The sequence below is a fragment of the Neobacillus kokaensis genome (assembly GCF_014656545.1).
In the GTDB taxonomy this organism is placed as follows: Bacteria; Bacillota; Bacilli; order Bacillales; family Cytobacillaceae; genus Neobacillus; species Neobacillus kokaensis.
The window spans coordinates 48,065-66,547 of sequence record NZ_BNDS01000001.1; the positions used below are offsets into that span (position 1 = coordinate 48,065).

20 protein-coding genes are annotated in these 18,483 nt (G+C 39.2%); 19 read left to right on the top strand and 1 reads right to left on the bottom strand.

The window, feature by feature from the left end:
• Positions 1-24 precede the first annotated feature (24 nt).
• The 16 genes from IE222_RS00225 (at position 25) to spoVM (ending at position 14,984) form a co-directional block, all read left to right on the top strand.
• Complete coding sequence (locus tag IE222_RS00225; protein ID WP_191268539.1) at positions 25-900, top strand: YicC/YloC family endoribonuclease; 876 nt, start codon at positions 25-27, stop codon at positions 898-900.
• Between the two features lie 62 nt (positions 901-962).
• Positions 963-1,226, top strand: coding sequence for an extracellular matrix/biofilm regulator RemA (remA, locus tag IE222_RS00230; RefSeq protein ID WP_191268541.1), 264 nt, complete (start codon positions 963-965; stop codon positions 1,224-1,226).
• Positions 1,227-1,236: 10 nt separating this feature from the next.
• Positions 1,237-1,851: a guanylate kinase gene (gene gmk / locus IE222_RS00235; RefSeq protein ID WP_191268543.1), complete on the top strand. Its 615-nt coding sequence runs from the start codon at positions 1,237-1,239 to the stop codon at positions 1,849-1,851.
• A 2-nt stretch (positions 1,852-1,853) separates the two neighbouring features.
• A complete protein-coding gene (gene rpoZ, locus IE222_RS00240; RefSeq protein ID WP_191268545.1) occupies positions 1,854-2,075 on the top strand; it encodes a DNA-directed RNA polymerase subunit omega in 222 nt (73 codons plus the stop codon).
• A 155-nt stretch (positions 2,076-2,230) separates the two neighbouring features.
• On the top strand, positions 2,231-3,454 hold the full coding sequence (coaBC, locus tag IE222_RS00245) for a bifunctional phosphopantothenoylcysteine decarboxylase/phosphopantothenate--cysteine ligase CoaBC (protein WP_191268548.1): 1,224 nt from the start codon (positions 2,231-2,233) through the stop codon (positions 3,452-3,454).
• Positions 3,441-5,852, top strand: a complete 2,412-nt coding sequence (gene priA, locus IE222_RS00250; protein WP_191268550.1) for a primosomal protein N' — start codon at positions 3,441-3,443, stop codon at positions 5,850-5,852. Before coaBC ends, priA begins: the two co-directional genes overlap by 14 nt.
• 62 nt (positions 5,853-5,914) lie before the next feature.
• A complete protein-coding gene (gene def / locus IE222_RS00255; protein WP_191268552.1) occupies positions 5,915-6,400 on the top strand; it encodes a peptide deformylase in 486 nt (161 codons plus the stop codon).
• Positions 6,397-7,341, top strand: coding sequence for a methionyl-tRNA formyltransferase (gene fmt, locus IE222_RS00260; RefSeq protein WP_191268554.1), 945 nt, complete (start codon positions 6,397-6,399; stop codon positions 7,339-7,341). The genes def and fmt overlap by 4 nt, the downstream gene beginning before the upstream one ends.
• A gap of 1 nt (position 7,342) precedes the next feature.
• Positions 7,343-8,695: a 16S rRNA (cytosine(967)-C(5))-methyltransferase RsmB gene (gene rsmB, locus IE222_RS00265; RefSeq protein ID WP_191268556.1), complete on the top strand. Its 1,353-nt coding sequence runs from the start codon at positions 7,343-7,345 to the stop codon at positions 8,693-8,695.
• Between the two features lie 3 nt (positions 8,696-8,698).
• Positions 8,699-9,790, top strand: coding sequence for a dual-specificity RNA methyltransferase RlmN (gene rlmN / locus IE222_RS00270; protein WP_191268558.1), 1,092 nt, complete (start codon positions 8,699-8,701; stop codon positions 9,788-9,790).
• A gap of 4 nt (positions 9,791-9,794) precedes the next feature.
• Positions 9,795-10,547: a Stp1/IreP family PP2C-type Ser/Thr phosphatase gene (locus IE222_RS00275; protein WP_191268560.1), complete on the top strand. Its 753-nt coding sequence runs from the start codon at positions 9,795-9,797 to the stop codon at positions 10,545-10,547.
• Positions 10,548-12,518, top strand: a complete 1,971-nt coding sequence (gene pknB, locus IE222_RS00280) for a Stk1 family PASTA domain-containing Ser/Thr kinase (RefSeq protein ID WP_191268562.1) — start codon at positions 10,548-10,550, stop codon at positions 12,516-12,518. It begins immediately after the preceding gene.
• Between the two features lie 56 nt (positions 12,519-12,574).
• Positions 12,575-13,456 carry a ribosome small subunit-dependent GTPase A gene (rsgA, locus tag IE222_RS00285; RefSeq protein WP_191268564.1) on the top strand — a complete coding sequence of 294 codons (882 nt, stop codon included), beginning with the start codon at positions 12,575-12,577 and terminating at the stop codon, positions 13,454-13,456.
• A gap of 2 nt (positions 13,457-13,458) precedes the next feature.
• On the top strand, positions 13,459-14,109 hold the full coding sequence (rpe, locus tag IE222_RS00290; RefSeq protein ID WP_191268566.1) for a ribulose-phosphate 3-epimerase: 651 nt from the start codon (positions 13,459-13,461) through the stop codon (positions 14,107-14,109).
• Between the two features lie 36 nt (positions 14,110-14,145).
• Positions 14,146-14,793: a thiamine diphosphokinase gene (locus IE222_RS00295; protein ID WP_191268568.1), complete on the top strand. Its 648-nt coding sequence runs from the start codon at positions 14,146-14,148 to the stop codon at positions 14,791-14,793.
• A gap of 107 nt (positions 14,794-14,900) precedes the next feature.
• The gene (gene spoVM / locus IE222_RS00300) at positions 14,901-14,984 is read left to right on the top strand and encodes a stage V sporulation protein SpoVM (protein WP_066395955.1); all 84 of its coding nucleotides are present in this window, start codon (positions 14,901-14,903) and stop codon (positions 14,982-14,984) included.
• Positions 14,985-15,131: 147 nt separating this feature from the next.
• Here spoVM and rpmB read toward each other — a convergent pair whose 3' ends face one another.
• Positions 15,132-15,320, bottom strand: a complete 189-nt coding sequence (gene rpmB / locus IE222_RS00305) for a 50S ribosomal protein L28 (RefSeq protein WP_066393509.1) — start codon at positions 15,318-15,320, stop codon at positions 15,132-15,134.
• A gap of 284 nt (positions 15,321-15,604) precedes the next feature.
• Between rpmB and IE222_RS00310 the strand changes: the two genes are divergently transcribed.
• The 3 genes from IE222_RS00310 to sdaAB all read left to right on the top strand — a co-directional run bounded on the left by IE222_RS00310 (position 15,605) and on the right by sdaAB (position 18,459).
• On the top strand, positions 15,605-15,967 hold the full coding sequence (locus IE222_RS00310) for an Asp23/Gls24 family envelope stress response protein (RefSeq protein WP_191268570.1): 363 nt from the start codon (positions 15,605-15,607) through the stop codon (positions 15,965-15,967).
• 15 nt (positions 15,968-15,982) lie between these two features.
• Positions 15,983-17,665 (top strand): DAK2 domain-containing protein, encoded by a 1,683-nt coding sequence (locus tag IE222_RS00315; RefSeq protein WP_191268572.1) that lies wholly within the window; start codon positions 15,983-15,985, stop codon positions 17,663-17,665.
• A 131-nt stretch (positions 17,666-17,796) separates the two neighbouring features.
• Complete coding sequence (gene sdaAB / locus IE222_RS00320; protein WP_191268574.1) at positions 17,797-18,459, top strand: L-serine ammonia-lyase, iron-sulfur-dependent subunit beta; 663 nt, start codon at positions 17,797-17,799, stop codon at positions 18,457-18,459.
• The last annotated feature ends 24 nt before the right edge of the window (positions 18,460-18,483 follow it).

Genomic DNA, 18,483 nt, shown 5'->3' on the forward strand with positions numbered 1-18,483 from the left:
TTCAGAGAATGGATGTGCAAGCGGATGGTAATTAGTATGACGGGCTTTGGGAGAGGAAAGGCAGAGTCAGAGGCTTTTTCAGTAAATGTCGAAATAAAAACCGTAAATCACCGTTTTTGTGAAATAAATATACGGATGCCAAGGCAGTTATTAACAATTGAAGATAAAATAAAGAAAAAAATAAACGAACATATCCGTCGCGGCAGGGTAGAAGTATACGTCAGCCTGGAGGGAGAAGGGGCAATTACCCGAAAAATCCACGTTGATTGGAATCTGCTTGATGAGTATTATCAATTTATTAAGCATGCTCGGACAGTGTATGGGATTGAGGGGACAGTCACTCTTCAGGATTTACTTAGTCACACAGAGCTTATACATATAGAAGAAAAAGAAGCAGATAACGAAGGTCTCGAGCAATTAGTTCTTCGTGCAACTGAAGCCGCTGTAATGCAGCTTAAACAAATGCGATTGGCTGAGGGAGAGGAACTAAAATCTGATTTACATGCAATCACAGCCGAATTGGAAACGAATGTAGCAGAATTGCAAATTTTAGCCCCTGTTGTTGTTCAGTTGTATAAGGACCGTGTGACAAAAAGAATGCAAGATTATTTAAATGGGCAGATTGATGAGGCGAGAATATTAACTGAAACAGCTATTTTTGCTGAAAAGGCTGATATCAATGAAGAAATCACCAGATTAAAAAGTCACATTGGGCAATTTATTCAAACATTAAAGACCTGCGACCCAATTGGGAGAAAACTTGATTTTATTGTTCAGGAGATGAACCGGGAGGCTAACACTATTGGTTCAAAGGCGAATGATTCAAATATTGCGAAGAAAGTAGTCGAAATGAAAAGTCTGCTTGAAAAGCTAAAAGAACAGGTACAAAATATCGAATAGAAATAAGTTTACAAAATCTTTGACACGGTCAAAATATTATTATTGATGATTGGATGGTTAGCATGGGGATTAAATTAATCAATATTGGATTTGGAAATATCGTTTCAGCGAATCGAATTATTTCAATTGTCAGCCCGGAGTCTGCTCCTATAAAAAGAATTATCCAAGACGCACGTGACCGTGGGTCATTGATTGATGCTACATATGGAAGACGTACTCGCGCGGTTATTGTTATGGATAGCGACCATGTGATTCTCTCCGCTGTTCAGCCGGAAACGGTTGCCCATCGTTTATCGGACCGTGATGAGACTATTGAGGAAGGGTAGGATTTATTAAATGCAGGAAAAAGGATTGCTGATAGTACTTTCCGGACCATCAGGGGTTGGAAAAGGTACGGTACGAAAGGAAATTTTTTCTCAAGCAGATACTGCTTTTGAGTATTCGATTTCGGTAACTACCCGTAAACCCCGTGAAGGCGAAGTGGATGGGGTAGACTATTTTTTTAGAACACATGAAGAATTCGAGGCATTAATAAGAAATGGCAAGCTTCTAGAGTATGCGCAGTTTGTTGGAAACTATTATGGTACACCAGTCGATTATGTCCGGCAGACACTTGATGAAGGGAAAGACGTCTTTCTTGAAATAGAGGTAAAAGGAGCCCGCCAGGTTCGTGAAAAATTTCCTGAAGGCTTATTCATTTTTCTCATGCCGCCAAGTTTATCCGAATTAAAAAATCGGATTGTGACCAGAGGAACAGAAACTGAGGACATTATCCATAATCGGATGCTTACTGCACGTGAAGAGATCGAAATGATGGAATTATATGATTACGTTGTTGTGAATGATCAAGTGGATCTTGCATGTGAGCGAATTAAATCGATTGTTGTGGCTGAACATTGCCGCAGAGAACGAGTAGAACATGTATACAAAAAATTATTGGAGGTTGAATAAGATTGTTATATCCATCAATTGATTCATTATTAGAGAAAATCGATTCAAAATATTCACTAGTATCTGTAGCTGCAAAGCGCGCCAGAGTCATGCAGCAGGTAAAGGATGAAAGACTCCCAAAATATGTGTCTTATAAATATGTAGGTAAAGCGCTAGAGGAAATTTATAGCGGCGAACTTACTTATCGAATTGCTAAAAAAGCAGATACACCTGCAAATTCATAACTCGATTATACTTCTTCTAGAGACGTAAAAAAGGCCTGACACCCTTATGTCAGCCTTTTTTATTTTGAATTTTGTCGAAAGAACAGGAAAATTAGTGAAAAAATTTTTTTGTTCCATCATAATAGAAATAAGAATAAAACGTGGGGGAATTTATGATGGTTAGGGAAAAGAAAATTTTATTATGTGTAACAGGGGGGATTGCTGTATATAAAGCCGCTGCGTTGACAAGTAAGCTTGTTCAGGCTGGTGCCCATGTAAAAGTTATTTTAAGCGAGTCAGCTGCAAAATTCGTTACCCCGTTAACCTTTCAAGCATTATCCCGCCATGAGGTATATACAGATACCTTTGATGAAAATAACCCAAAAGTAATAGCTCATATCAATCTTGCTGACTGGGCAGACTTGATTCTTGTTGCCCCGGCAACGGCAAATACAATCGCAAAATTAGCAAGCGGAATCGCTGACAATATGATTACAACGACTCTACTTGCTTCCACAGCACCAGTGTGGATTGCTCCTGCTATGAATGTCCATATGTATGATCATCCAGCTGTGAAAAAGAATCTTACTCTTTTAGCGGAATATGGGTATCAATTTATTGAGCCGAGCGAGGGCTATCTTGCTTGCGGCTACGTAGGTAAAGGGCGTTTAGAAGAACCGGAGAAAATTGTAGAAATCATGAACCACTATTTTTCGAAGAGCAGCACCCGGCTTTTAAAGGGAAAAACCGTTTTAATTACAGCAGGACCAACCCGTGAAAAAATAGATCCAGTTCGTTTTATCTCCAATCATTCCAGCGGCAAAATGGGCTATGCAATTGCTGAGGAAGCAAAAAGGCAGGGAGCGCATGTTGTCTTAGTGTCTGGACCGGTCCAACTTGCGAGTCCTCATGGGATTGAGGTAATTAAGGTCGAAAGTGCGGAGGAAATGTATAAGGCTGTTCTTGAGCATTTTGATCATGCTGATGTAGTCATTAAAACAGCTGCAGTCGCTGATTATCGTCCGAAAACCACTTATGCTCATAAAGTAAAAAAACAAGAAGGCGATACCATGCTAGAGCTTGAAAGGACAAAAGATATTCTGTTTGAACTGGGACAAAGAAAAACGAACCAATTGCTCATCGGTTTTGCGGCAGAAACCAATAATGTCGCTGACTATGCACGGAAAAAACTAGAGAAAAAAAATGCCGATATGATTGTTGCAAACAATGTAAAAACTGAAGGGGCAGGGTTTGGTACAGATACAAATATTGTCACTTTGTATAAACGTGATGGTACGGTGCTAGAATGGCCAATTATGTCAAAATCAGCGGTTGCGGAAAAAATTATCGAAGAAGTGACCTCACTCTTAAAGGAAATGGGAAGAAATGAAAATCGCTAGTGTAATTGTTGATGTTCCAACAAAACAAACGGATCGACCGTTCGATTATCTGGTCCCTGATGAATGGGATGAAGTGATTCAGCCTGGTATGAGAGTGATTGTTCCGTTTGGCCCTCGAAAGATCCAAGGGTTTGTCACAGAAATTAAAACTGAATCCGAAGTAAAGCAGCTGAGGGAAATGATTGAACCAATGGATCTGGAACCGGTATTAAATAAGGAATTATTGCATCTTGGTGAGTGGCTTACTGAAACAACCCTTTGTTTTAAAATTTTTGCATACCAGGCGATGCTGCCTGCAGCATTAAAAGCAAAATACGAAAAAAAGGTAAAGCTTGCACCCGGGATGAAAGAAGAATGCTTGCCAGAAGCGATTCAATCTTTTTTTATAAATAATAATAGTCTCGATTGGGATAAAGCACTAAAAAACGGCTTAGTATCTATTTTGCAGCGAGAAGCGGCGAAAGGATTTCTTGAGGTTGTTTATGTTGTCAAGGAACGGGTTAAGAAAAAGCAGATGAAAGTTGTTTCCCCGCTAATGAGTACAGCAGATTTAAAGATAGAAATGGAACGACTTCCGTCAAATGCGGAAAAACAAAAGCAAGTTTTACACTTCTTTTTGGATCATCCTAATCCGATAGAATTACGACAGCTGCTGGCAGAAGCGAATGCTTCGACCGCTACGGTAAAGGCTCTTGTGGAGAAAAAACTTTTGTCCGAAGAGGAAATGGAAGTATACCGTGACCCGTTCGAGCATAGGATATTCGAGCATTCCACTCCATTACCATTAACTTCTGCCCAGGCTGACGTCATTGAACCTATTCTCGCTTCAATTGAATCCGAAAAGCATGAGGTATTTTTACTTTATGGTGTAACTGGAAGCGGAAAAACAGAGATTTACCTGCAATCGATTCAGAAAGTTATTGAAAAAGGGGAAGAGGCTATTGTTTTAGTGCCGGAAATCTCTTTAACGCCTCAGATGGTCAATAGATTTAAAGGAAGGTTCGGGGATTTAGTTGCTGTCCTTCACAGCGGCCTCTCTGCAGGGGAAAAGTATGATGAGTGGCGCAAGATTCAGCGTAAAGAAGTGAAGGTAGTTGTCGGTGCAAGATCGGCGATATTTGCTCCGTTTGAAAATATTGGCATCATCATTATTGATGAAGAGCATGAAACAAGTTATAAACAGGAAGATATGCCGCGTTATCATGCTCGGGATGTTGCGATTGAAAGGGCAAAAACCTATCACTGTCCAGTTGTTCTTGGAAGTGCTACTCCATCCTTAGAGTCATTTGCCAGAGCGCAAAAAAAGGTATATCAATTGCTCACGCTCTCAAGCAGAATGAATGAACGGCCTCTGCCATCTGTTGAAATTGTTGATATGCGTGAAGAGCTCCGTGCCGGAAACCGTTCAATGTTTTCCAGAAAGCTTTTCGAGATGCTGAAGGATCGGATCGAAAAAAAGCAGCAGTCCGTCTTGTTTTTAAATAAGCGAGGGCATTCATCGTTTGTCATGTGCCGTGACTGCGGATATGTCGTAAATTGCCCAAATTGTGAGATCTCCCTTACTTATCACCGCGCAGGAAGCAGGATGAAGTGTCACTATTGCGGCTATGAGGATCATATACCAAAAGCATGTCCTGAATGTTCAAGTGAATATATCCGTTATTTTGGCAGCGGAACGCAGAAGGTAGAGGAAGAACTGGGTAAGATTCTTCCTGAAGCAAGGGTTATTCGCATGGATGTCGACACGACAGGAAGAAAAGGATCGCATGAAAGATTATTAAAAGACTTTCAGGATGGAAAAGCCGACATACTATTAGGAACACAAATGATTGCCAAAGGCTTAGATTTCCCTAACATTACTCTTGTTGGTGTCTTGTCAGCAGATACGATGCTTCACTTACCTGATTTCCGCTCCTCAGAAAAAACCTTTCAATTATTGACACAAGTAAGCGGGCGAGCAGGAAGACATCAACTGCCTGGTGAAGTCGTTATTCAAACCTATACCCCGGAGCATTACAGCATTGAACTTGCGGGTACACAAAATTATGCTTTCTTTTATCATCGTGAAATGATGATGCGAAAACTTCATCATTATCCGCCTTTTTATTATTTAGTGCTCATTACCTTAACCCACGAAAATTTAATGTCGGTGGTCTCGGAAACAGAGAAAATTGTAAATTTCGTTCGTTCCCAAGTTTCAAATCAAGCTGTGATTTTGGGACCGGCAGCATCACCAATCCCTAGGATTAATAATAGATATCGTTATCAATGTCTGATAAAATACAAGCGGGAACCACATTTAACCAGAATCTTGAAAAAAATACTTGATCAGTATCAAACAGAAACGAAAAACGGTCTGCAGGTTTCGATTGATATAAATCCGTTTATCTTAATGTAATCTGGGTGAAAATGATAAACAATAAACTTCATATATATGATTGAACTGACGGAGGAACTATTTTGGCGATACGTAAAATTGTAAATTACCCAGCAGAGATCCTTGAGCAAAAATGTAAAGAGGTGGTCAAGTTTGATAAAAAACTTGTGAAATTGCTGGATGATATGTATGACACAATGATTGAATTCGACGGAGTGGGTCTTGCAGCTCCGCAGATTGGCTTAGATGCAAGAATTGCGATTGTAGATATTGATGATGAATTGGGAACAATCGAAATGATTAACCCTCAAATATTAAATCAGGAAGGAGAACAAACTGGCCCTGAAGGCTGTTTGAGCTTTCCTGGATTATATGGTGAAGTAACAAGGGCAAATTATGTCAAAATTGAAGCACTCGATCGAAAGGGAAGAAAATACCAGCTTGATGCAGAAGGATTTCTTGCCAGGGCAATTCAGCATGAAATTGATCATCTTGATGGAATATTATTTACTTCTAAGGTTACGAGGTATCTTGAGGAAGATGAGCTAGAAGGAGTAGAAAGTGAATGACCAGAATTATATTTATGGGAACGCCCGATTTTTCCGTACCGGTCTTGCAGAGAATTATTCACGATGGCTATGAGGTGATCGGGGTCGTCACCCAGCCTGACAGACCTGTGGGGCGCAAAAGGGTTTTAACACCACCACCTGTAAAGGTAGAAGCAATAAGCAATAAAATACCAGTATTTCAGCCGGAAAAAATTCGCCAGCCGGAAGAACTGCAAAGGATTCTTGATTTAGAACCTGATTTAATTGTAACAGCTGCATTTGGACAAATTTTACCGAAAGAACTGCTGGAGGCACCTAAATATGGATGCATAAATGTTCATGCATCACTTTTGCCAGAACTTCGAGGCGGTGCTCCAATTCATTATGCGATTTTACAAGGCAAGGAGAAAACTGGAATCACCATAATGTATATGGCAGAAAAATTGGATGCAGGAGATATCTTAACTGCTGTTGAAGTTCCGATAGCCGAAGAGGATAATGTAGGTACATTACATGATAAATTAAGTGCTGCGGGAGCTAAACTATTATCAGAAACTTTACCGAAGCTGCTAGAAGGCAGTCTAACCCCGATTCCCCAGAATGAGGAGTATGCAACCTTTGCTCCGAATATTAAAAGAGAACAAGAAAAAATCAACTGGGAACAAACAGGTGAAGAAATCTACAACCATATCCGGGGGTTAAATCCATGGCCAGTTGCCTTTACAACATTGAATGGACAGGTTTTAAAAATTTGGCAGGCCAAGAAGGTACACAATACAGTTGCTCTTAAGCCAGGGACAATAATAAGTATAGAGCCAGATGGATTAACGGTTAAAAGTGGTAATAATACCGCTGTTAAAATTATCGAGTTACAGCCTTCAGGGAAAACAAAAATGAAAAGTGAACAATTTTTACGTGGCGCAGGTGCGAAAATTTTATTAGGCAGTAAATTAGGAGAATAATATGACGACCAAAACAAAAAAGAATGTACGTGAAATAGCGATGGATCTTCTTGTTGCTATTGAGAAAAACCAATCCTATAGTAATTTGCTGCTAAACAATGTAATAGAAAAAAATCAATTGTCGCCAATTGACATTGGCTTACTAACAGAATTGACATATGGCACATTACAAAGACGAATGGCGCTCGATTTCTTTTTACAGCCATTCATTAAAGACAATAAAAAATTAGCAAATTGGATTCATCATTTATTACGACTTACCCTATATCAAATGGTTTACCTTGATCGTATTCCAGATAGAGCTGCTATTTACGAAGCAGTGGAAATTGCAAAAAGCCGAGGGCATAAAGGAATTGCCAGTTTGGTAAATGGAGTATTAAGAAGCATTCAACGAAATGGCCTTCCATCTTTTAGTGAGGTTTCTGACCTTAACGAAAGATTGTCGCTAGAAACGAGTCACCCAATATGGCTTGTGAATCGATGGGTTAACCAATTTGGCTATGAAAAAACAAGAGAAATGTGTGAAATGAATTTAACAGCACCAATGCAAACAGCAAGGGTTAATCTTACAAAGATTACCCGGGATGAATGTACAGCAATTCTGGAAGAGGATGGTTTTGATATTGAAAAAAGCCCAATCATTCCTGAAGCAATAAGGTCGTTAAAGGGAAATTTGGCTTCCACAATTGCCTTTAAATATGGTATGTTAACAATCCAAGATGAAAGCTCGATGCTTGCAGCCTATGCATTAGGGGCAATGGAAAACGAATTTATCCTTGATGCATGTGCAGCCCCTGGAGGAAAAAGTACGCATATTGCTGAAAAAATGAATAATACTGGTGAAGTCATTTCGGTTGATCTGCATCAGCATAAAGTAAAATTAATTAATGAAAATGCCCGCCGGTTAGGGTTATCTAATATAAAAACAAATGTGTCTGACTCAAGAGATATACAAGAAAAATTCAAGGATGAGACATTCAATCGAATTTTGCTTGATGCTCCATGCTCAGGTCTTGGGGTAATGAGAAGAAAGCCTGACATGAAATATACGAAAATGGAAAAAGATATAGAACGGTTAAGCAGCATCCAACAAGATCTGCTAACGTCAGTAGCCCCTTTATTGAAAAAAGGAGGTATTCTTGTATATAGTACCTGCACAGTAGATAAACAAGAAAACGAAGATACAGTAAAGGTATTTTTAGAAAATAATCCAGATTTTGAAGGGGATTTGTCATTAAAACAACGAATGCCAGAAGCTATTCAACCCCTAATTACAGGCTATGACCTGCAAATTTTCCCACAGGATTTTGGTTCTGATGGATTTTATATTGCAGCATTAAGAAAGAAGGTGTAACAGTTGGAACAATCATATACAACTGAGAAGAAAACAACATTGGAAGAAAATAAAAAATCAATTTACACACTCCAGTTTCATGAGCTAACAGAATGGCTGCAAGAGAATGGTGAAAAATCTTTTCGTACCGAGCAAATCTTTAATTGGCTCTATACTAAAAGAGTTACATCGTTTGATGAAATGAGTAATTTATCAAAGGGATTGAGAGAGAAGCTTGCAGATCAGTTTCAAATCACGACATTAAATACAGTTATTCAGCAAGAATCAGCAGATGGTACGATTAAATTCTTGTTTGAACTTCAAGATGGCTATTCCATTGAAACGGTTTTAATGCGTCACGATTACGGAAATTCCGTGTGTGTGACGACACAGGTTGGCTGCCGCATTGGCTGTACCTTTTGTGCTTCAACCCTTGGCGGCTTAAAGCGGCACCTCGAAGCGGGAGAGATTGTGGCTCAAGTGGTGAAGGTGCAGCAAGCACTCGATGAAACGGGTGAAAGGGTAAGCTCAGTTGTTATCATGGGTATTGGCGAGCCGTTTGATAACTATGATAATATGCTTTCATTTTTAAAAATCATTAACCATGATAAAGCGTTAAATATTGGCGCACGTCATATTACGGTATCAACAAGCGGGATTATTCCAAAGATCTATAAATTTGCGGATGAGAACATGCAGATCAACTTTGCAATATCATTGCATGCTCCGAATACAGAATTACGTACAAGATTAATGCCTATCAATAAGGCATATAAACTTGATGACTTAATGAAAGCGGTACGGTATTATATCGATAAGACAGGGCGAAGAATTAGCTTTGAATACGGCCTGTTTGGTAATGTTAATGATTCAACTGAGCATGCGGAGGAATTGGCTGACTTATTAAAAGGTCTAAAGTGCCATGTGAATCTTATTCCAGTAAACTATGTACCTGAAAGGGACTATGTGAGAACACCAAGGGAAAAGATTTTTGCGTTTGAGAAGACATTGAAAAATCGTGGAATTAATGTAACAATTCGTCGTGAGCAAGGTCATGATATTGATGCAGCATGCGGACAGCTTCGTGCAAAGGAGCGAAAAGAGGAGACGAGGTGAAGGTATGAAAGCGGTATTTAAAACAGACAAAGGGAAAGTACGTCTTCATAATGAGGATGCAGGAGGAATCTTTGTCAATCAGGACGGCAGCCGCCTTGCCATTGTAGCAGATGGGATGGGCGGTCACCGTGCAGGTGATGTAGCAAGTGAAATGAGTGTTTCCCATTTAAAGCAGGAATGGGAAGCGGCTAAGGGAATTATTACGGCAGATGCTGCCGAAAAGTGGCTGGAAGATCAAATAACGGCAGTCAATTATAAACTATTAGAACATGCATCGAATAATTCTGAATGTGATGGCATGGGGACAACCATCGTAGCTGCCATCACAACCGACCGCTTTGCAACCTTAGCAAATATTGGGGATAGCCGGGGATATATTTTAAATGAAACCGGATTTAAGCAAATAACAGAGGATCATTCACTTGTAAATGAATTAGTAAGGACAGGGCAAATTTCCAAGGAAGATGCAGAGCATCATCCAAGAAAAAATGTATTACTCAGGGCACTGGGAACTGAAAAAGTAGTGGAGATTGATATTGCAACCATTATTTTTGAAGAGGGAGATATTCTGTTATTATGTTCAGATGGCCTTTCTAATAAAGTAACTGAAAAAGAAATGTCGGAAATCCTGTTAAATGAAGATTCACTTGATGATAAAGCCGGAACACTAATCAAGCTTGCAAATGATAATGGCGGAGAGGATAACATCACCTTAGTAATTGCGGAGTTTTCTGAGTGTCTACGGGGTGATGTTTAGATGATGATTGGTAAAAGATTAAGCGGCCGCTATAAAATTTTACATATCATCGGCGGTGGTGGCATGGCCAATGTCTACCTGGCTCACGATATGATTCTTGACCGCGATGTCGCTGTTAAAATGCTGCGGCTTGATTTTGCAAATGATGAAGAATTCATCAGAAGATTTCACAGGGAAGCTCAATCTGCTACAAGCCTTGCACATCCGAATATTGTTAATATTTATGATGTCGGAGAAGAAAATGAACTATATTATATTGTGATGGAATATGTAGATGGCCAAACACTCAAACAATACATACAACAAAACTCGCCATTAAGAGTGGAAGATGCAATCGGGATTATGAGACAACTGGCATCGGCGATCTCTCATGCCCATCATAATCATATTATCCATCGCGATATTAAGCCGCACAATATATTAATAGACCATACCGGTAATGTGAAAATTACTGACTTCGGGATTGCTATGGCGCTTAGTGCAACCTCAATTACCCAGACCAACTCGGTCTTAGGGTCTGTCCATTATTTATCACCTGAACAGGCAAGAGGCGGGATGGCGAATCGAAAGTCAGATATTTATTCTCTAGGCATTGTTATGTTCGAACTATTAACCGGAAGGCTGCCTTTTTCAGGAGAATCGGCAGTATCTATTGCTTTGAAGCACCTTCAATCAGAGACACCATCGGTTCGCCGCTGGAATCCGAAAATTCCGCAAAGCGTTGAAAATATCGTCTTAAAGGCAACTGCTAAGGATCCATTTCATCGTTATAATAGTGTGGACGAAATGGAAGAGGATCTAAGAACTGCTCTCGACCCAGAGAGGATGAATGAACCGAAATTCACCATTCCTGATGATGACGAAGCGACTAAAGCGATTCCGATCATCACGGATGATAAGCCGCTTAAAAATTTGGATGAGACCTTAGTTCATAAAAATGAAAAGGCGAAAGAGAATCCTAAAAACCCCGGCAAGGACGGGAAAGATAAGAATAAAAAAAGGAAAAAATGGCCGCTCGTCTTTATTACTATTTTTCTTATACTAAGTATTTTAGGGGTATTATCTGCATTGTTTTTACCAGGATTACTCGCTGCAAAGGATGTTAAAGTACCAGATGTAAGCGGAATGGCAGTGGATGATGCAATTTCAAAATTAAAGCTAAAAGGACTTGGGATTGATCAAAAAATTGAGATAACTGATGATGAGGTTAATGAAGGGTTAGTCATTAAAACCGATCCTGAAGCCGGAGAAACAGTTAAAGAAGAAGCAAAAGTCTCCATCTATATTAGTTTAGGAAAAGAAAAACTTGAATTATCAAATTATGTTGGCAGACAGTATGACGAGGTACTAAGGCTGTTAGAAAATGATAATTTTAAAGATATAAAGAAGATAGAGAAGCATGATGATAGTGATCCAGGGACAATTCTCAGCCAAAATCTTCCGGAAGGCGAAAAAGTGGTTCCTGAAGAAACAGTCTTGGAATTCGAAGTCAGCCAGGGGCCAGAAATTATCGTGTTAAGAGATTTGACTCAATACAGTTTAAAAGGTGCCCAGGATTATGCTGCTTTAGTCGGACTCACCTTGGATGCATCGCAGGAACAATATGATGATATAGTACCGGCAGGAATGATTATATCCCAATCACCTAAAGAGGGTGCAGAGCTGAAAAAGGGCGATAAAGTAACAGTAATCATTTCAAAAGGGGAAAAGCCGCCTAAAAAGGTGGTTAAAGATATTACAATCCCATATGAGCCAGACCCTGAAAACCCAGAAAAGGAACAGGTGGTCCAGGTTTATATTGATGACTTGAGTCGAACCATGACAGAACCGTCAGAAACATTTACGATAAAAGAAACAAAAAAAATTACAATTGAATTAATGATCCCTTATGGGAAAAAAGCCGGTTATAGGATTATGAAGGATGGTAGTGTATATACAGAAGAAGTAATTAACTATTCCGATATTGATTAAGTATGACAGCTAAATGAAACAATGGACAAAAAAGTAAATCAGCAAGGAGGGATGCTATGCCTGAAGGGAAAATTATCAAGGCATTAAGCGGTTTTTATTATGTTTTTCATGATAATCAAATCATCCAATGCCGCGGAAGAGGGGTCTTTAGAAAAAATAAAATTACCCCTCTGGTAGGGGATGAGGTTGTATTTCAAGCTGAAAATGACCAAGAGGGCTACATTTTAGAAGTGAAAGAGCGAAAAAATGAATTACAGCGCCCGCCCATTGCGAATGTTGATCAAGCAATACTGGTGTTTTCAGCTGTGGAACCAGATTTCAGTCCAGCACTGTTAGACCGCTTTCTTGTTTTGGTTGAATTTAATCATATTGAACCGTTAATTTGTATTACAAAAATGGATCTTACGACTGATGAGCAGGAGGAAACGATCTTATCCTATGCCAAGGATTATACAAAGGCGGGTTATGAAGTTATTCTAACATCTTCTGAAACGGAAGCTGGAATTGACCGATTAAACCCGCATTTGGAAAATAAAATATCCGTTTTTGCGGGTCAATCTGGGGTAGGTAAATCTTCATTGCTTAATGTCCTTAGACCCGACCTTGAACTGAAAACGAATGATATTTCCTCCCATTTAGGAAGAGGAAAACATACAACAAGACATGTGGAATTAATAAAAATTGGCAATGGTCTTGTTGCCGATACACCGGGTTTCAGTTCCTTAGAATTTACCAATATCGAGGCCGAGGATTTAACCCATTGTTTTCCTGAATTGGTGAAGGCTGGTGAAGATTGTAAATTTCGCGGCTGTCTTCATTTAAAAGAGCCAAAATGCGCTGTTAAAGCAAAAGTTGATACTGGGGATATTCCTCCATATCGATACGAGCATTATGTTGATTTTTTGCTAGAAATTAAAGATAGAAAGCCGAGGTATTAATTATGGTGAAAATTGCCCCCTCGATCCTTTCAGCTGATTTTTCAAAATTGGGGGAAGAGATTACAGCCGTTGAAGCGGCAGGAGCTGATTACATTCATGTCGATGTAATGGATGGCCATTTTGTACCCAATATAACGATTGGCCCGCTGATTGTCGAGGCAATCCGTCCGGTTACAAAACTGCCGCTCGATGTCCATCTCATGATTGAAAATCCTGATCAATATATCGAAGCGTTTGTCAAAGCAGGAGCTGATTATATTACGGTCCATGTAGAAGCATGCCGCCATTTGCACAGAACCATTCAAAATATTAAATCATTCGGCATCAAGGCTGGAGTCGTCTTAAATCCAGCGACACCAGTGGATACCATCCAGCATATTGTTGCAGATGTTGATATGGTTCTATTAATGTCGGTGAATCCGGGATTTGGCGGACAAAAATTTATTCCGGAGGTTTTGTCTAAAATCAGCCAGGTGAAACAAATGGCAGAAGCAAAAGGATTAAATATTGAAATTGAAGTGGACGGCGGCGTGAATGCAGATACAGCAAGGCAATGCGTAGAAGCTGGCGCCAATGTTCTTGTTGCAGGTTCTGCTATTTACAATCAAGAAAATTATGCAAATGCGATTTCGCAGCTAAGAAGCCGGCCCTAAAGCCCGGCTTTTTAGCTATAGAAAAGAGGAACGTTAATGATAATTAATATTCTTGCTGGAGGACCAGTTGATCATTTACCTGATCTACGTCATTATATGGAGGATAATGCCATTTGGGTCGGTGTAGACCGTGGAGTTTTTCATTTGTTAAAAAGGAATATTAAACCTGATATTGCTTTTGGGGATTTTGACTCAGTTTCACCTGAGGAGTTATTATTTATCGAAACGGAAGTAGCGGAATTGAAACGATTTCAGCCTATAAAGGATGAAACTGATATGGAACTTGCGCTTAATTGGGCATTAGCGAAGAAACCAAAAATTATTCGTCTATTTGGAGCTACCGGCGGCAGGCTTGACCATTTATTTGCTAATGTGCAGCTCCTGATTAATCCAGTAAAAACAAATCAGTCAACAGACATTTTTTTAATTGACCGTCACAATGAAGTTTTCCTTAAGGCGCCAGGGACGTATAAAATAAAGAAACAAGCAGATGAAAAATATATATCGTTTGTTCCATTAACCCTTGATGTTACAAATCTTACTTTGGAGGGGTTTAAATATCCTTTGAAAAATCGTCATATTTCTCTTGGCTCTACACTATGTATTAGTAATGAACTTATTAGTGATAATGGTACTTTTTCATTTTCCGAAGGCATATTAATAGTGATAAGAAGTCATGATTAATAGGCTTTGCAAGGTGGTACTGATTTCGTTCGTTTGAATAATATGGTATTGACGTTCGAAAGCATACGATGGATGAGAGAAGAGACGTGAGATTGAGGAGGGACAGTATGAAATTTTATACGATTAAACTGCCGAAATTTTTAGGCGGAATTGTCCGAGCGATGATTGGTGTGTTTAATAAAAAAGAATAAATAAAATATTCAGCACTTAAAGCATGGCTCAATACCTTTTAATAAACATGAAGTACCCAAGCATTTGGGTGCTTTTTATTTTGCTTTTAGGGAATAATAATGGAGGATAAAACGAAAAAGAGCATCCTATATAAGGATGCCCATTAATTATACGCGTTCAACTTTACCTGATTTTAACGCTCTTGCAGAAACCCAAACACGTTTTGGCTTTCCATCAACAAGAATACGAACTTTTTGTAAGTTAGCACCCCATGTACGCTTATTTGCGTTCATAGCGTGTGAACGTGCGTTACCAGTTGTGGTTTTCTTTCCAGTTACAACACATTTACGTGGCATATTATTTCCCTCCTTAACTACCGAAAGCTTAACAGCTATTGTTTACGAAATTGAATATAGAAAAATGGCTTAGCCAAATTTTCTAGCCTTCACATACTTTAATAATTTAACATACAACGAATATGAATGCAATACTTGTATTAAATCCTTTCAAGAAAAAAGCCTTGACAATAACTAATTAGAAATGCTCTCATAGTTTAAAGGGAGGTAGGACTTTCAATCTTACCTTTCCTATAGTAAAATAACTGTAGCCATGGAACTATAATCCAAAGGGGGAACGATTCATGTCCATTGAATTACAAACAAAGTACGGACAAATTGATATTTCAAATGAAGTAATCGCTACCATTGCTGGAGGAGCGGCAATTGAATGCTATGGAATCGTCGGTATGGCCTCTAAAAATCAGATCAAAGACGGTTTAACTGAAATACTGCGAAAAGAAAACTTTACTCGTGGTGTCATTGTTCGCCAGGAAAATGAGGATTTACATATTGATATGTACATTATAGTCAGCTATGGAACTAAAATTTCCGAAATTGCCCATAACGTGCAGTCAAAGGTAAAATATACCCTTGATAAAACAGTGGGACTTGCTGCAAGTTCGGTAAATATTTACGTTCAAGGAGTTCGTGTGACGAACTCGTAGTGAGGAGGAAAGTTTGTGTCAATTACAGCATTAGATGGAAAACGTTTTGCTGAGATGGTCATTCAAGGTGCTAATCATCTGGCAGCAAATGCTAAGATGGTAGATGCGTTAAACGTTTTTCCTGTACCGGATGGTGACACTGGAACAAATATGAATTTATCCATGACGTCCGGGGCAAAGGAAGTAAAAAATAATGTTCAAGAGCATATAGGCAAGGTCGGTACGGCCTTGTCAAAAGGTTTGCTTATGGGAGCCCGAGGGAATTCTGGGGTAATACTTTCTCAATTATTTCGTGGCTTTGCGAAGGCCATTGAAAATAAGGCAGTTATTTCAGGACATGAATTTGCCCATGCACTTGAAGCTGGGGTAGAAACAGCCTATAAGGCGGTTATGAAACCGGTAGAAGGAACCATTTTAACTGTAGCAAAAGATGCTGCAAAAATTGGTACTCAGGCTGCTGAAAAAGCTGAAGATATAACAATTATTATGGAAGCGGTTCTGAAGGAAGCAAAAGCTTCTTTGAAACGAACGCCTGATCTTTTGCCTGTATTAAAAGAAGTAGGTGTAGTAGATAGCGGCGGCCAAGGGCTTGTCTGTGTTTATGAAGGGTTTCTTGCTGAACTAAAAGGAGAAAAGCTATCCGAAACAGCAAATGTTCTTCCATCAATGGATGAACTGGTGAATGCTGAACACCATAAGAGTGTTCAAAGTCATATAAATACGGAAGATATTGTATTTGGCTACTGCACTGAATTTATGGTGAAGTTTGAATCAGCAAAAATAGCACAAAACCCGTTTGAAGAGGAAGTTTTCCGTAATGACCTTAGTCAATATGGTGATTCCCTGCTCGTGATTTCCGACGATGAACTTGTAAAGGTTCATATACATTCTGAACAGCCTGGTGAAGTATTAACTTATGGTCAGCGTTACGGCAGCCTAATTAATATGAAAATCGAAAATATGCGTCAGCAGCATTCGAATATTGTCGGCGAAACGAAAACCGCCTTAGTCACTGACCTTCCCGAAGGACCTAAAGAAAAACTGGAATACGGAATCATAGCTGTTTCCATGGGATCAGGGATTGCAGAATTATTTAAAAGTATTGGGGCCAATGTAGTCATTGAAGGCGGTCAAACCATGAATCCCAGCACCGAAGATATTGTAAAGGCTATTGAAAAAGTGAATGCTAAAAAGGTATTCATTTTGCCGAACAACAAAAATATCATTATGGCCGCAGAGCAGGCTGTACAAGTTTCCGATGATGAGATTTACGTGATTCCGTCTAAAACCGTTCCGCAAGGTCTTTCCGCCCTTCTAGCTTTTAATCCATCTGCGGATGCTGCAGTAAATGAATCAGCAATGAAGGACGCACTGTCCCATGTTAAGACTGGTCAAATTACCTATGCTGTCCGCGATACGCAAATTGATGGGCTCGAAATTGAAAAAGATGATTTCATGGGAATCGCTGAAGGGAAAATAATCGTAAAAAACAAGGACAAAGGCGAAGCAGCAAGAGAGTTGCTTCTACAAATGATGGATGAGGATTCTGAAATCTTAACGATCATCTATGGTGAAGATGTATCAGAAACGGAAGTAGATCAGCTTACACAGTTTTTAGAGGAAAATTTTGCTGATGTTGAAATTGAGATTCATAATGGACAGCAGCCATTATATTCTTTTATCTTTTCAATTGAATAAGTAACGTTTAAAATAGAAGGTGGGTCTCTCGTAGGGGATTCACCTTTCTTTTTTATTTATAACATGAGATGTTTTTTCGAAATTGAATAGAGATAGTAATAGATATAGTTAAAATAGAGAGGAGAAATTTTATGAAGTATAGAAGTGTATTTGACATTATTGGTCCTGTCATGATTGGTCCTTCAAGTTCACATACAGCCGGTGCAGCAAGAATAGGACGTGTGGCCCGCAGTTTGTTTGGAAGAGAACCAAAATGGGCAAATATTTCATTATACGGTTCATTTGCACAAACCTATAAAGGGCACGGTACAGATGTTGCTATGATTGGCGGCCTGCTTGATTTTGATACGGATGATCAAAGGATTATCCATGCAATAAATATTGCTAAAGAGCACGGAATGAAAATTACATTTATTGAAGAGGACGCCATAACTGATCACCCCAATACAGCCAGAGTCATTATTGGTGACCATGACGGAGAATTAGAATTAGTCGGAGTTTCAATTGGCGGCGGGAAAATTGAAATAACCGAATTAAATGGTTTTGAATTAAAGCTATCAGGGAATCATCCAGCGATACTTGTTGTTCATAATGATCGCTTTGGTGCCATTGCCAGTGTTGCAAATGCACTTGCCAAGTACGAAATCAATATTGGCCATATGGAAGTTGCTCGAAAAGAAGTGGGGAAAATGGCACTAATGACGATAGAAGTGGATCAGAATATCGATGACCAGCTGATTGAGGAACTCGAGCAATTGCCAAACATTCTTAAAGTAACTAAAATTGTCGATTAACTTAAAAAGTGAATTCATCATCAA

Excerpts from the sequence above, each read along its gene's own strand:
- IE222_RS00225 (WP_191268539.1), top strand. The coding sequence starts at position 25 with ATGGTAATTAGTATGACGGGCTTTGGGAGAGGAAAGGCAGAGTCAGAG.
- remA (WP_191268541.1), top strand. The coding sequence starts at position 963 with ATGGGGATTAAATTAATCAATATTGGATTTGGAAATATCGTTTCAGCG.
- gmk (WP_191268543.1), top strand. The coding sequence starts at position 1,237 with ATGCAGGAAAAAGGATTGCTGATAGTACTTTCCGGACCATCAGGGGTT.
- coaBC (WP_191268548.1), top strand. The coding sequence starts at position 2,231 with ATGGTTAGGGAAAAGAAAATTTTATTATGTGTAACAGGGGGGATTGCT.
- priA (WP_191268550.1), top strand. The coding sequence starts at position 3,441 with ATGAAAATCGCTAGTGTAATTGTTGATGTTCCAACAAAACAAACGGAT.
- fmt (WP_191268554.1), top strand. The coding sequence starts at position 6,397 with ATGACCAGAATTATATTTATGGGAACGCCCGATTTTTCCGTACCGGTC.
- rsmB (WP_191268556.1), top strand. The coding sequence starts at position 7,343 with ATGACGACCAAAACAAAAAAGAATGTACGTGAAATAGCGATGGATCTT.
- IE222_RS00275 (WP_191268560.1), top strand. The coding sequence starts at position 9,795 with ATGAAAGCGGTATTTAAAACAGACAAAGGGAAAGTACGTCTTCATAAT.
- pknB (WP_191268562.1), top strand. The coding sequence starts at position 10,548 with ATGATGATTGGTAAAAGATTAAGCGGCCGCTATAAAATTTTACATATC.
- rsgA (WP_191268564.1), top strand. The coding sequence starts at position 12,575 with ATGCCTGAAGGGAAAATTATCAAGGCATTAAGCGGTTTTTATTATGTT.
- rpe (WP_191268566.1), top strand. The coding sequence starts at position 13,459 with ATGGTGAAAATTGCCCCCTCGATCCTTTCAGCTGATTTTTCAAAATTG.
- IE222_RS00295 (WP_191268568.1), top strand. The coding sequence starts at position 14,146 with ATGATAATTAATATTCTTGCTGGAGGACCAGTTGATCATTTACCTGAT.
- spoVM (WP_066395955.1), top strand. The coding sequence starts at position 14,901 with ATGAAATTTTATACGATTAAACTGCCGAAATTTTTAGGCGGAATTGTC.
- rpmB (WP_066393509.1), bottom strand. The coding sequence starts at position 15,320 with ATGCCACGTAAATGTGTTGTAACTGGAAAGAAAACCACAACTGGTAAC.
- IE222_RS00310 (WP_191268570.1), top strand. The coding sequence starts at position 15,605 with ATGTCCATTGAATTACAAACAAAGTACGGACAAATTGATATTTCAAAT.
- sdaAB (WP_191268574.1), top strand. The coding sequence starts at position 17,797 with ATGAAGTATAGAAGTGTATTTGACATTATTGGTCCTGTCATGATTGGT.